The following is a 15,071-nucleotide window of genomic DNA, read 5'->3' as shown; positions in this document are numbered from 1 at the left end:
GGCTAACACTGTCGCATTATTTGCCAGAGAATATTGAGAATGTACCGAAGATTTTTATCACTCAGCTAATGAAACCTGAGCCTCATTCTTCGGCAAGATTGATGAAGAATTTCCGTCGCGTAAAATCTTTTTACAGAACATAAAGGCACACGCTATCGAATCAGCATTGCCCTTTTTCATGCCATGAGATCGGGTCATTTCTCTTTAGAGATAAAGAGCGAGTAAATGTGTCTGGCTAGGTAGCGCTGAGCGCTCGGTTTTGCATTTGGGAGTAAGAGGATTTTGAATCAAACAACGGAAAGAAGATGGGGCTGATAGAAGCCGCTCTATCAGCCCACTAACGCATAATGACCACTGCCGTTATCGTATTGCTGTTGGTATGTAGATAACCGGTCATTCATTACTTTTATAGCTTCGCAAAACCGCATATTTTTAGTGTCGTTCAGCATGAGCGGGTTCTCACTGGCATGCATGCACAAGGACGCTGAGCCTGCATTTTCAATAACCAGGAATGCTTCGCTGCCGTGATCGGTTTTCAGTTCAATAATGGAACCTAGTTCTGGAGAGAGGTCCCCTTCCTGAGCCTGAAAAAACCAGCTTTTAGGTAGAAGCGGTTTATGGAAGCGTTTTGCTGCCACTGCGTTCAAAACGATTTCGGCCTTTCTAGGGCCAGATAAAGGTAAGACGCTTACTGCATCTGAGTAAGCTTGAAAGAGTGATGCGTCATCGACTGAAAATGGGGTATCGACAAACGCATCGGGGATGAGGTGTTTCTTTTCAATAGCAACACGGAAAACCATCTCCTGACCCAAATCCAGCATCAGCGTTTGAGCTTCGGAATCGAAGTACCACTTCCACGCATTATTTGGCTTCAACATCGTTTTCGCTCCTGCGACAACCTGAGATTCGGTCCGTGACCATTGAAATTAAAGGTGCTTTCGGAGAAGTTTAATCGGCAGGAGAGAAAAAAAAAGGGGAAACAAATTCCCCTTCTCGTTCTAATTTCTTAATTTTCAGGCTTAAATATTTCGAACTATATCTTTTACCAGACGTGGGCCGTGGTAGATGAAACCAGAGTAAACCTGAACAAGTTCCGCACCTGCCATCATTTTCTCTTTTGCTGCCATCACTGAGTCAATACCGCCTACACCGATGATGGGTAGTTTGCCATTCAGTTCCAGATTCAAACGACGAATCACTTCCGTGCTCTTGTTCTGAACAGGACGGCCACTCAACCCACCCGCTTCATGTGCGTGCGGCATGCCTTCCACCAGCGAACGATCAAGAGTGGTGTTAGTTGCAATCACACCATCAATACCATGGCGCACTAAAGAGTCTGCCACCTGAACCAATTCGTCTTCGGTCATGTCTGGTGCAATCTTCAATGCGAGAGGAACATACTTGCCCTTCTCTTCTGCCAGTTTGTTCTGACGTTCTTTCAAAGAAGAAAGAAGATCGTCCAACGCTTCACCGTATTGCAACGAACGAAGTCCTGGCGTGTTTGGCGAAGAAATGTTAACCGCGATATACCCTGCATGGTCATAAACTTTGTCCATACAGATCAGGTAATCGTCTTTGCCATTTTCCAGCGGCGTGTCTTTGTTCTTGCCGATGTTAATGCCGATGATACCTTCGTACTTTGCCTTCTTCACATTCTCCACCAGCGCATCGACACCATGGTTGTTGAAACCCATGCGGTTGATGATGCCTTCTGCCGGAAGCACGCGGAACAAACGAGGCTTGTCGTTACCATCTTGAGGGCGTGGTGTTACTGTCCCTACTTCTACGAAACCAAAACCCATTGCGCCAAACGCGTCAATGCATTCGCCGTTCTTATCAAGGCCAGCCGCAAGGCCAACTGGGTTTTTGAAATGCAGTCCCATGACTTGAACAGGACGAGGAGGAAGATGCTGACGATAAAAGATATCGAGAGGAGTGCCGGTGAAACGCGAAAGATTCTTGATAGCCAGATCATGCGCATGTTCTGGATCCAACTGGAAGATTGCCGATCTGGCGAGGCGGTACATCATGTAACCTCCAAAAAAAAGCCCCGTATAAACGGGGCTGTATTATTAACGCTTTATCGGCTTAATTCAAATTTAAAAGCGTAAGTTCCCGCAATGCAACGGAGAATTTAGCAAATTCGTGGGCGGAACCGACTTTAAACTCGGCAACGATGCTTTCCCAACGACCTAAACTCACGGCATGCTCTACCATCCACGCTTCTAAACCAAGCTCTGCGCTCTCGCCTTTCTTCATTCCTTCCAGAATATGAGCAGTCAACATGCGTTGTTGCCAATCCAGATCTTCGCGGAACGATGCACGAGCCAGTGCCTGCCAGTGGTTTTCCACTGGTTGGTTTGTGATCTGCTTAAGGAACCAGTGCAGCGACAGCGTGTCACCCAGTACAAAGTACAGACGGGCAACCACATCAAACGGTTTCTTCATTTGATCTGAAACCTGCGCCAGATCCAAACCTGCGTAGAGACTGGTCAAACGGGCAACCTTATTCGAGATGTCTTTTGGCACACCCTGAATAATGTACTCTTCCGCTTGTTCTTCATGCTCTTTGATTTCCGCAGGAACCAGATATTTTTCAAGGTTGTCCGCCAGGTTCTTAACCGCTGGTTTGTAGAACGCCACTTGTTCTTCCAGACCTTTCCCTTTCATCGGATTACGGAGAATCCAACGCGTGGTGCGGCGCATCATTCGTCTGCAGCGATACATCACTGCATACTGAACCTGTGCGGGTAGCTTGTTATCCAATGCACGAACATCTTCAAACGTCTGACCAAAATCAAACACTTCACGGGCAATCGCGTAAGCCGCCGCAATATCACCGACGCTTGCGCCAGTTTCATCTTGCATACGGGTAACAAAGTTAAAGCCCATGTCATTCGACATTTGGTTTGCGAGGCTGGTTGCGATAATTTCGCCACGTAGAGGGTGCGTTTCCATCGCATCGCGATAGTTACGTTGTAACTCCTGTGGGAAGTATGCCGGCAGTAGCTTACCGAAATGCGGGTCTTGGGTGATTTGCTCAATCACCAACTGCTCTTTCAGCACCATCTTGCCATAAGCCACCAATACCGCGATTTCTGGTCGGGTCAAACCTTGACCACGTAGTTGGCGTTCAGCCAGTGTTTCATCATCTGGCAGATATTCCAGTGCGCGATCCAGTTTTCCGTCTTTTTCGAGGTAATGGATAAAGCGGATTTGCTCTTTCAACAGAGAAGCTTGTTGCTCAGAGGTCACTGAGATTGATTCACTCTGGCAATAAGCGTCATCAAGTACGATGTCAGAGACTTCATCTTCCATACGCTCGAGCAGCTCATTGCGCTGTTTGTATGTCAAATCCCCTGCAGCCACCAGACCATTCAACAAGATCTTGATGTTGACTTCGTTATCTGAACAATCCACACCACCGACGTTATCGATAAAGTCAGTGTTAACACGGCCACCGTTCATTGCGTATTCAACACGGCCGAGTTGCGTCATGCCTAAGTTACCGCCTTCGCCAATGATACGTGCACCCATTTCGTTGCCGTTAACACGTACTGCGTCGTTCGCGCGGTCACCTACGTCAGTGTGGGTTTCGGACTCTGATTTCACATAAGTACCGATACCGCCGTTCCAGAACAGATCCACATTGGTTTTCAGGATCTGCTTGATCAACTCATTCGGTGTCATGGTTTGCTTGCGCACACCCAACATCTTCTGGATTTCCGGTGTCAGCTCGATGGATTTCGCTTTACGCGAGAACACACCACCGCCCTTCGAAATCAGCTTAGGATTGTAATCTTCCCAGCTTGAACGTGGCAGTTTGAACAGACGATCACGCTCAACCCAGGATTTCGCTGAATCTGGGTTTGGATCAATAAAGATATGCAGGTGGTTAAATGCGGACAGCAGTCGAATGTGCTTAGACAGCAACATACCGTTACCGAATACGTCACCGGCCATGTCACCAACAGCCACACAAGTGAAATCAGTCTCTTGACAGTCGATACCGATTTCGCGGAAGTGACGTTTCACCGATTCCCAACCACCTTTTGCCGTGATGCCCATGGCTTTGTGGTCGTAACCGTTTGAACCACCTGATGCGAATGCATCACCCAGCCAGAAGTTATACTGGTCAGACACAGAGTTCGCAAGATCAGAGAAAGTCGCTGTCCCTTTATCGGCCGCAACAACCAAGTAAGGGTCATCTTCATCATGGCGAACGACGTTAAGTGGTGGCGTCAAATCACCTTCAACAATATTGTCAGTGATATCCAACAAGCCTTGGATAAAGATTCGGTAACAACGCTGACCTTCTGCAAAGATCTCGTCACGGCCGCTTAGCGAGTGTTGCTTCTTACAAACGAAGCCACCTTTCGCACCCACAGGCACAATCACGGTATTCTTAACCTGTTGCGCTTTCACCAAGCCAAGTACTTCAGTACGAAAATCTTCCTGACGGTCAGACCAACGCAGACCACCACGGGCAACTTTACCGCCACGAAGGTGAACACCCTCGATATCTGGCGAGTAAACAAAGATTTCAAAGAAAGGTACAGGTTTAGGAATTTCAGGAATATTGCCCGGCTGCAGTTTCAAAGACAGGTAATCTTTGTTTTCGCCAGTTTCCTTATCTTTCTGGTAGAAGTTCGTACGAAGGGTTGCAAGGATCATTTCCATGTAACGTCGGATGATACGATCATCATCCAAGCTTTCGACTTGCTCCAGCTCTTCTTCGATCTTCTGGATGATCAGTTGCTGATCTTTATCGCTGTTCTTCTTCGGATTAAATCGCTTGCTGAAGAGTTGAACCAAAAGCTGCGCGAGATCTGCGTGTGAAGCCAGCGTTTCTTCAATGTAAGACTGACTAAATGGGAACGCGACCTGACGCATGTAACGCGCATAAGAACGAAGAATCGTCACTTCACGGCCACTCAGGCCCGCATTCAAAACCAGACGGTTGAAACCATCATTCTCTAGTTTGCCGTGCCAGATACCTGCGAACGCATCTTGGAAACGCTCGCGCGCGTCAGACAATACAAAGCCATTGCTCACGCTGTGCAGCATTGAGAAGTCTAGGATCCAATAAACATCGCCAGACGTCGTCTCGACTTTGTACGGTGCTTCACCAATCACGCGAAGACCAAGGTTTTCGAGCATTGGCATTACGTCAGAAAGGTGAATCGCTTCATCTTTCTGGAACAGCTTCAATCGTACTGCACGCGAATCTTTAGGCTCTTCTTGAGGGCGATAGAAAAGCATATCCAGCTTTTTCTCTTCGCTCAGTCCTTCAAGGCGCTCAATATCCGCAACCGCTGAACCCGGCAGCATCGCCTCTTTATATGAGCGAGGGAATGCACCGAGGTAACGTTTGGCAACTGGTGTACCTAGGTTCTCACCAAAGGTCGTGATCACCGCTTCTTGCAGACGATCATCCCAGGTTGATGCTGCTTCAGTCAGGTTCTGTTCCAATTTCTTCACGTCAATGTCAAAGTTGTTGTTATCTACACGGACAATGTAATGGGTTCTCGCCAATGGACTTTCTGAGAAGAAAGTGTTGAACTCAACGTCCTGATCCGAGCCAAAGTAGTTGCCCAGAATGCGTTGGGTTGCGCGGCGGAATTCCGTGTTGTATCGCTCACGCGAAACATAAACCATGCAGGAGAAGAAACGGCCGAATGGGTCGCGGCGCACGAAGATTCTCAGCATGTCACGGTCTTGAACCTGAACAATCCCCATACCAATATCGAGCATCTCTGCTTCGCTGGCCTGGAACAGTTCATCACGTGGGAAGTTTTCAATGATATTCGCCAGCGCTTTCCACGAATGCGATCCTTCGTAGTAGCCACTGATATCTAGGATCCGGCGAACTTTGTTTTTCAACACTGGAATGTTGGTGGTTGACTGGTTGTATGCCGACGATGCGTAGAGACCATGGAATCGATGCTCACCGATAACATTGCCCTTCTTGTCGAAGCACTTGATACCAATGTAATCCATGTATGCTGGACGGTGAACGCGCGATTTGCTGCTGGCTTTATTAATGACCAACAAGTCTTTGCGAAGTGCAGTTGCACGTGCAGATTCCGGCATTTCAGACAACTTTAGACCAGGACGTTTTGGATCCAGCTTTTTCGCCAGACCTAAACCCTCTAGCGATGAGGCTTTCAGTTCGTGGTCACCTTCTATTGCATTCAGTTCGTAGTACTTATATGCCATAAAGGTAAAGTTGTGGGATGCAATCCACTGCAGGAAATCCACCGCTTCTTGTTGGAGGTCTTTGCTGACCGGCGGTTTGTCTTTCTTGAGTGATTCAATCACTGATTTGATCTTGTTTTGCATTGGCTGCCAATCATTAACAATCAATGCAACGTCCGTGAGGGTTTCCGTCAACTCTTCCTCCAGAGCAGACATCTCCTTCTTCGAACTCATTCGGTCAATTTCTAGGTGGAAGACAGTTTGCCTTACCCCTTTGTCGTCTCCGATTGCTTTAACACTGCCCTTCGCATCTTTCTCAACTGACAGTGGTCCGTTCAACATCAGGTGTGATGCAATGTCCAGACGGTTGAGCGCCATGCGGACAGAGTCAACGAGAAACGGAGCATCTGGGGTGAGAATTTCGACGATGGTATGGGTGGACTGCCATCCGTCTCCACTCAGTGTAGGGTTAAAGACTTTAACAAAAACTTTGTCTTGTTCGAAAGCGTTCAAATGATGCCACAGGCTGATAACAGCACCGTAGAGGTCGGATTCATTCCTTTCCTGCAAATCATCATCTGAGATGGGACCCAAAATCCTTTTTGCCAAAGTTTCTACAAGCGGTTGCTGTGTCTTGTCCAGTTTTTCAGCAATAAGATGATAAACCTTCTCAAGTAACACCGGCACAATAGGGTCACGCGCGGTCATGGTTTACTCCATATATTTTTTATGTAATCGCTATGAGTATAGAGGTTAATTAGTCTTTGCGACTCATGGAGTAGTTTACGGCGTCATTTATAATTTCGTTACATCAATTTTCGTTAATTAGATTCGAGTTTTTAGTTATGTGATTGCCGTACGGTTTAACCAATTTGTTCAAGAGATTTAAAACGGTTGTTTTCGTCAACTGTTAAGCGAAATCGCCCTTTTACACCCAGTTGACTCAAATATGGACGCAGTCTTGATGCAGGTAGTTGCAGTGTTAAACCATTGTCGGTTCTGACAACTACGGTTGACGCAGCACCGCTATAATGCTGCTGAAAAATGTGGTAATCGATGTCCACAGAAAATAAATAGACACTTGAGTTCATAAAAAAGCCGTCTCCTTTTAGACGGCTTTTAAATTACCTAATCGATATTAATTAGCAAGCGTACGGTTTAAGCTTCCAGCGCTTTGTTGATTTTCTCGTAAAGATCTTTCGCAAGATTATCCAAAGCAGCCAAACGCTCGAGTTGTGCGCGCATTAAATTCTGGCGTTCTTTATCGAAACGCTTAAATTTGAGCAGTGGATCTATTAAACGCGATGCAACTTGTGGGTTCGATTCGTTCAGTTTAAGCAATATTTCCGTTAAAAACGCATAACCCGAACCATCTTTCGCATGGAAATGCACAGGGTTAGCATTGCAGAAAGATCCGACCAGTGAGCGCGTACGGTTAGGGTTCTTCAAGCTAAATGCTGGGTGGCTCATTTGCGCCTTGAGATTTTCGAGTGCGTTCGCCGCAGGGTTACAACCTTGCAGTACAAACCACTTGTCCATAACCAAGCCATCATGTTGCCACTTATCACTGAAAGACTGCATCAGGGCATCGCGGTTTGACAGTTCAGCATGGTTTGCTGCCGCCAATGCTGCAGCAGTGTCGGTCATGTTATTGGATTCTTCATAGTGCGCCGTCACCAAAGCTTCACCCTGCTCATTAGAAGCGAGATAGCTTAAGCAAACATTACGCAATGAACGCTTTCCGATTGCTGCATGGTCAATGGTGTATTGGTCTTGCTTCAGCGTGTGGTAAATCGCACTGAACTCATCAGCCAGATCTACGGCAAGACGATGCTTGATTTCACCTCGTACTTTATTGATGGCATCAACGTCGACAACATCGAACCAACCGCCAATTTCATTTTCACTAGGCAGCGTGAGTACTTCTGCAATCAACGCCACATCCAAGTCTTTGTTGAGCAGGACACCACGGAATGCATCAACCACTTCGCTCGGCAGTTCTACACCCTCGCCTCGCTGGACTCTCGCAACATTTGCTTTGATATGTTTCGCCAACAACATTTGGCCAGCATCCCAACGCGCAAATTCGTTACGGGCGTGTACCATCAGGAATGCCAGTTCTTCGTCTGAGTAGTTGTAGTTAAGTTTTACTGGTGCTGAGAATTCACGCAGCATTGAAATCACTGGCTTCTCAGTGATGCTATCGAACACAAAGGTTTGTTCTGCGTCAGTGACACTTAGAACATGATGTACTTTTTCGCCGTTACGTTGTAACTCAATAACATCACCATTCGCATCATACAGCTCAATATCAAATGGGATCAGCAGCGGCTGTTTCTCTTTTTGATCTGCGGTGGCTGGCGTGTGTTGTTTTACGGTGAGCGATAATGTCTGAGTCGCTTCATTGTATTCATCGGTTACATCAAGTGTCGGCGTACCCGATTGGCTGTACCACAAACGGAATTGGCCGAGGTCAACGCCGGAAGCATCTTCCATTGCTTTCACGAAATCTTCGCAAGTTGCTGCTGTTCCGTCATGGCGCTCGAAGTACAGCTTGATGCCCTTTTGGAATTTCGCTTCACCAAGCAATGTATGCATCATACGAATGACTTCGCTTCCCTTTTCGTAAACGGTCAGGGTGTAGAAGTTATTCATTTCGATCACTTTGTCAGGACGGATCGGATGTGCCATTGGGCTGCAGTCTTCAGCAAACTGAGGGCCACGCATCACACGAACATTGCTGATGCGGTTTACCGCTCTAGAACCCAGATCGGAAGAAAATTCCTGGTCACGGAAAACGGTCAGCCCTTCTTTTAAGCTCAACTGGAACCAATCGCGACAGGTTACACGGTTACCCGTCCAGTTGTGGAAATACTCGTGACCGATAACCGCTTCAATGCCGAGGTAGTCTGTGTCCGTTGCCGTATCAGAATTTGCCAGCACGTATTTCGAGTTAAAGACGTTAAGACCTTTGTTCTCCATCGCACCCATATTGAAGAAATCAACAGCGACGATCATGTAGATATCAAGATCGTATTCAAGGTCGAAACGATCTTCATCCCACTTCATGGAGTTTTTCAAAGAGGTCATCGCGTGGGTAGCGCGGTCTAAGTTGCCTTTGTCGACAAAAATTTCAAGCGCCACATTACGACCGCTACGAGTCGTAAAGGTATCTTCCAGCAAATCGAAATCACCGCCGACCAAAGCAAACAGGTAGCTTGGTTTCGCATAAGGGTCTTCCCATTGCACCCAGTGGCGACCACCTTCTGCTTCGCCTGAGCCAACTTTGTTACCGTTGCTCAATAGGAATGGGAATGCTGATTTATCCGCAGTGATTTTAGTGGTGAACTTCGCCAGAACATCGGGACGGTCCAGATAGTAAGTAATACGGCGGAAACCTTCTGCTTCACACTGTGTGCAATATGCACCATCAGAAAGGTAAAGTCCTTCCAGTGATGTGTTTGCGGCAGGATCAATTTCTGTTTCTATCAGCAAATCAAATTCTGCTGGCAGATTGGAAAGCAATAATCCTTCTTTGCTTTCCTGATATTGGTTCCAAGCTTCCCCGTTCACTTCAACACGCTTCAGCGACAGTCCTTCACCATCCAACATCATAGAATCTGAGCCAGCCACCTGCTGCACCACTTTGCTCTTCGCAATCACACGTGTAGAAGATTCGTGTAAGTCAAAATCCAGGTCGATATGGGTGATCGTATATTCAGGAGCTTTATAGTCCTTGCGATATTTGGCCTGAGGTTGTTGCGTCATGTCAGATTCCTTTTATTGCATAACGTAGACAGACGAGCCGTGTCGCCTGTTATAGAAATGGGACAATCGTCTAAGATACTCGCTTCATAACCGCATTACCACACACCGACCGGTTAAAAACGAATCAAACTCGCTCTCATTTACTCGATTTATAGAAGGAGCTCCTACTCTAAACATTAAAAAGATTGATGGCGTTCGCTGTTAGCCCGGAAATGCCTTATCACAGTAAGGGTTTCCCATTTGAATATATATATACCCAAACAACCTGAAGATGCTCGCATTCAGAGGTCATCAATGCGTTCAATTCGAGGCAAATTTCACGAGGAATAGTCGTTCTATTTCCGTGGAATTTAACAAAGAAGTGGGCGCATTGAGGACCTCCCTTCGGGCGAGTTGACTGACGCCGTGCTCTTTGTTGTTCCTTTTTGATGGAGATGACTACACCTACAAAGGAACGCCGCGATCACAACGCCAGTCAATCTCGCTGAATCCTGCATCTTCAGGTTGTTTGGGTATACACTCAACCGACGATTTCATGCACAATAACGGTCGAAATCCCCTATTCAGGTTGACTAAATAGCTACATTTGGCGTTAAATTTGCTCCCTTGGGCTCGTTTTACATCGACGTAAATCTTGAGGCCAGTAAACGTTCAGACAAAACCCGACCTAGGGTCTGTTGGCCTTTGGTGGTTTAGTTTTGTTCTAGCCCTAAGCGTTTTAGGCGCGGCGAGGTGTGTGCCGCCTAGTCATTCTAAGCAAATACACCTCAACAAAGCATACAACGCTTAGGGCAGAACCCTTCGGGCAGCGTTTGTGAAAACTTTCTCCTGCGTTATCAGCTTCTCATGTAGGCTAGCTACACATCGAAGCCTCTGCCTTGCAGAAAGCTCCCACAAACTGCTGCAAAAATCATCACCAAAGGGCAACAGACCCTTGAGGTTATTTATCAGGCATGCTTACGCCAATCATTTCGTCATTACTAGACACGGATGCCTACAAACTGAATATGCAGCAAGCGATTTTCCACCACTATCCAAATGTGGCAGTATCTGCTGAATTTCATTGCCGAAGCAATGAAAGCCTTGCTGCGCTTAAAGAACGTTTAGAGTTTGAAATTCACGCTCTTGCTGAATTGAAATTTACCGCAGAAGAAATCACCTACCTCTCCAATCTTGGGCACTATCAAGGTGACTACCTCGATTTTCTCGGCACATTCTCTTTAAAAGCAGACCAGGTTACCGTTACTATTTTAGACGACCAACTGGCCATTCGTATTGATGGTTCCTGGCTCGATGTCATCCTATGGGAAGTGCCTTTACTTGCTGTTATTTGCGAGTTACGTTGTCACGCGAACTATCCTCATTCAACCTCAGAACAAGCTGTCGAATTACTAAAAACCAAATTGGGTTCGCTTGAGAATGTGAGCGAAGATTTTCACTTTGTCGATTTCGGTACCCGTCGCCGCTTTTCTAAAGCCGTCCATCATGCCATCGTTGAGCATCTAACTCTGAATTGTTCTCATTTTTCAGGAACGTCAAACCTGTTTCTTGCGAAAAAGCATGACATCCCAGCCGTTGGTACTCAGGCACATGAGTGGTTCCAGGCACATCAGCAGTTGACCGGTGATTTGGCTGATTCACAACAACTGGCGTTGCACCGCTGGTTACAGGAATATCCCGATCGTTTAGGCATTGCCCTCACCGATTGCATTAACATGGATGCTTTTTTGAATGACTTTAACCTGCACCTAAGCCAGAAGTTTGCGGGTTTGCGCCATGATAGCGGCGATCCAATTGAGTGGGGCGAAAAAGCCATTGGTCACTATGAAAGTCTTGGTATCAATCCTTTAGAAAAAACACTGATTTTCTCTGATGGACTGACACTGGAAAAAGCCTTGGCTATTCACGCTTACTTTACTGGACGCATCAACACCTCTTTCGGTATTGGCACTCAACTAACCTGCCATTTACCGAATGTTGAAACGCTCAACATCGTGATAAAACTCGTGACTTGTAATGGAAAGCCAGTGGCGAAGATTTCTGATGAACCCGGAAAATCTATCTGCCGGGACGACTCATATTTGGATGCACTAAGAAAAGCGTTCAATATCTGAACAGAGCAAATAACAAAGGGCGCATCAGCGCCCTTTGTTATTTTTGTAAGCATTGTTCAATTAAGGTGTTTGTTGCCGTTTCAACACTGCTTCCATACCAAATTGATTATTGGTTAGCGTGAGCGTGTCTGCATCCAGTTCAAACTGCGAGTCTTGTTGACCACCGCGGTAAATCAGTACCAAATGATCATCTTCCAAAATATAAACACCTCGGTGCGTAATAGACTGCCCTTCGGTACCGGATACTCTGACTGAGAATAGAAAATCAGGACGAAGCATCAGTGCCAGTTCAGCCACTCCATCATCAACATCATGCCCTTGAATGACATCGCTATACCAAGCGCCAGAAAGATTGTTTGGCAAAATTTTGGTGAATTTCGCGCCGCGCAGCATCAACTGATTATGGTTAAGTTTGTATTCATGATGTTGGGATTCGCCCTGATCGTCATTTAAAACCAGTGTGGATTCATCCAAATCGTAGTAGCCGTTGGCTTCTTCGACTGTGCCATCACGTTTTAATAGTTTTACGTTGAACCGATAGTCAGAGTTAAAGGAGATGTTAATGGCTTTGTATTGATTGTCTTCGCCTTCAGCTTCTTGCTGATCAGGGCTAAACCAATACCAATCGCCGAGGAGCAATGGGAAATCGAATTGGGTCAAATCTGATGCCTTTGCAGGCATAGACAAGCAGAAGAGCACGCTAAACAGGCATAACCACTTCTTCATAAGATTCCCCTTGTCAGGATGGCTGTCTTTATAACTTTAGACGCATATCACTTTTTGAGTGGGGAAAATTAACGTAATACAGAAGATAACTTATTGATATTTTCTATATATACCGAGACCTGTTGGTCTACATAGTCATCGCTATAGCCCTTTCCTCTGCCTGTAACGCATTCATATGAAATGAAACCAGAGGCAAAAAAAGCGGGCATAAAATGCCCGCTTTCGTTTTTGTGTTTTGATTTTTCTCGGTTAGCTATTCAGCTTCTTCGCGAGATCGACTGTGATAGCTGCTGCCTCGTCGAGGTAGGCATCAGGTTCTTCATAATCGTTTGGCACATCATCCAGTGTCTTGAACGGTTTCTCACCAAGCATCTTTTGGCGATCGTTCAATCGAACAAGACGTTTTTTATCAGCTTCTTCCTGCTCTGCAATACGCGCCTTTTCATTCAGAGAGATAACGTTATTGTCTTTGTCCGCTTTGTACTCAGCAATATCACTCATGATAAAACCAAACTCAGCATCTTGCTTAATACGCTGTTGATGCGCGTTGTCCAAAGCACCCACCATTCGACTGATGGTGTCAGTAGATTGGTATGCCGCTGGATTGATGCTGTCCCAAGGCAGAGCATTATCTTCCACACTCTCACCAGTCTCTGACGGATCAATGGCTGTTGGGAATGGAATGTCAGGTACTACGCCTAAGTGTTGAGTGCTTCCACCATCAATTCGGTAGAATTTTTGGATCGTGTATTGAACATGACCTAGCGGCTTATCGAACAAATCGTAGATGTGGTTCAGCGAACGGTGTTGTTGAACTGTTCCCTTACCAAAAGATTGCTCGCCGAGGATCACCGCACGTCCGTAGTCCTGAAGCGCAGCGGCGAAAATTTCTGACGCTGATGCTGAGTAACGGTTGATAAGCACAGTGAGCGGACCATCGTAATAAATGGTGTTATCACTGTCGCTGTTCACTTTCACTCGGCCGTAGCTATCACGCACCTGCACAACCGGACCGTTTTCAATGAACAGCCCCGTTAAAGCAGAAGCTTCGCTTAACGCACCACCACCGTTGTTTCGAAGGTCGATAACAAGACCGGTGACTTTGTCTGCTTTCAGTTTGGCGATTTCTTTCTTGGTGTCTTCCGCCAGACCAACGTAGAAGCTAGGTACAGAAATCACACCTACTTTCTTGTTGTCCTGTTCGATCACTTCAGATTTCACCGCTCGGTCTTCAAGACGGATTTTATCACGCACCAAAGTGACAGTGTAACTCTTCGCATTCGCACCATCAGGCAGGATTTGTAGTAAGACTTTACTTCCCTTTGGCCCTTTGATGAGCTGAACAACATCATCCAAGCGCCAGCCAATCACGTCGATAACTTTCTCTTTATCCTGACCAACACCGATGATGCGATCGCCTGGAGACAGTTTTTTCGATTTAGATGCAGGGCCACCTGCCACTAAGGAACGAATCACCGTGAAATCATCTTCTACCTGCAGCACTGCGCCAATACCTTCAAGAGACAGGTTCATCTCTGACTGGAATTGCTCTGCGTTACGAGGAGAAAGATAGCTGGTATGAGGATCAACTTCGCGGGCAAAGGCATTCAGATAAATCTGGAATACATCTTCACTTTTGGTTTGCGTCAATCGCTTAAGTGCATTGTTGTAGCGTTTTGATAACGTTTCCTGAATCTCTGGCCAAGTTTTACCCGCCAGTTTCAAGTTAAGCGCATCATTCTTTACGCGCTGACGCCAAAGCTCGTTAAGCTCAGCGTCGTTCTTTGCCCAAGGCTCTTCGCTGCGATCAATGACCATCTCTTCATCTGCATCAAAGGTAATTTCCTCATCAAGCAGAGCAAGTGCGTATTGATAGCGTTGGAAGCGGCTGCGTAGAGAAGCATTAAAAATATCGTAGGCTGCTGATGTGTCGCCTGAACGGAGTTGTTCGTCCAGAGTCAGTCGCCATTTTGACAGCGCATCGACTTCTTCCTGAGTTAGGAATAAGCGATTGAAATCAAGGGTTTCAAGGTAGCGGTCAAAGACGTTGGCAGAGAATTCGTCATCAAGCTGGAATTGCTTGTAGTGCGACTTTTCAAAGCGGCGAGTGATACGTTTGCTTGCAGTTTCATGCTGAGGCTCAGATACCAAAGTAGGAAGGTCAGCAGCATCGTAATTAGCCTCTAGGGCTTGGGCGGATGCCGCCAGCAGTACACTGGCAGCAATCGCGGAAAAGCGGATTCGACAGATCATGCGTCGAGGGAT

At 46.5% G+C, this 15,071-nt stretch carries 8 protein-coding genes; 1 reads left to right on the top strand and 7 read right to left on the bottom strand.

Annotated features, from left to right (window positions below):
* Positions 1-329: 329 nt before the first annotated feature.
* The 5 genes from QL223_RS15800 to pepN all read right to left on the bottom strand — a co-directional run bounded on the left by QL223_RS15800 (position 330) and on the right by pepN (position 9,966).
* The gene (locus QL223_RS15800) at positions 330-878 is read right to left on the bottom strand and encodes a cell division protein ZapC (RefSeq protein WP_165011768.1); all 549 of its coding nucleotides are present in this window, start codon (positions 876-878) and stop codon (positions 330-332) included.
* A gap of 141 nt (positions 879-1,019) precedes the next feature.
* Complete coding sequence (gene pyrD / locus QL223_RS15795; RefSeq protein WP_039849701.1) at positions 1,020-2,030, bottom strand: quinone-dependent dihydroorotate dehydrogenase; 1,011 nt, start codon at positions 2,028-2,030, stop codon at positions 1,020-1,022.
* Between the two features lie 58 nt (positions 2,031-2,088).
* Positions 2,089-6,906, bottom strand: a complete 4,818-nt coding sequence (locus QL223_RS15790; protein WP_281545264.1) for an NAD-glutamate dehydrogenase — start codon at positions 6,904-6,906, stop codon at positions 2,089-2,091.
* 155 nt (positions 6,907-7,061) lie between these two features.
* Positions 7,062-7,289 carry a DUF2835 domain-containing protein gene (locus tag QL223_RS15785; RefSeq protein WP_002537074.1) on the bottom strand — a complete coding sequence of 76 codons (228 nt, stop codon included), beginning with the start codon at positions 7,287-7,289 and terminating at the stop codon, positions 7,062-7,064.
* A gap of 67 nt (positions 7,290-7,356) precedes the next feature.
* On the bottom strand, positions 7,357-9,966 hold the full coding sequence (pepN, locus tag QL223_RS15780) for an aminopeptidase N (RefSeq protein ID WP_281545263.1): 2,610 nt from the start codon (positions 9,964-9,966) through the stop codon (positions 7,357-7,359).
* A gap of 953 nt (positions 9,967-10,919) precedes the next feature.
* On the opposite strand from pepN, the gene pncB reads away from it, so the two are divergent.
* The gene (gene pncB / locus QL223_RS15775; protein WP_281545262.1) at positions 10,920-12,080 is read left to right on the top strand and encodes a nicotinate phosphoribosyltransferase; all 1,161 of its coding nucleotides are present in this window, start codon (positions 10,920-10,922) and stop codon (positions 12,078-12,080) included.
* Positions 12,081-12,140: 60 nt separating this feature from the next.
* On the opposite strand, the gene QL223_RS15770 is transcribed toward pncB, so the two are convergent.
* Positions 12,141-12,806, bottom strand: a complete 666-nt coding sequence (locus QL223_RS15770; protein WP_281545261.1) for a lipocalin family protein — start codon at positions 12,804-12,806, stop codon at positions 12,141-12,143.
* A gap of 249 nt (positions 12,807-13,055) precedes the next feature.
* Entirely contained in the window at positions 13,056-15,059 is a 2,004-nt protein-coding gene (gene prc / locus QL223_RS15765; protein WP_002539357.1) for a carboxy terminal-processing peptidase, read from the bottom strand.
* Between the last annotated feature and the right edge of the window lie 12 nt (positions 15,060-15,071).

This window comes from Grimontia sp. SpTr1 (assembly GCF_947387585.1).
Taxonomy (GTDB): domain Bacteria; phylum Pseudomonadota; class Gammaproteobacteria; order Enterobacterales; family Vibrionaceae; genus Enterovibrio; species Enterovibrio indicus.
This window is presented reverse-complemented; position numbering and strand designations above follow the sequence as displayed.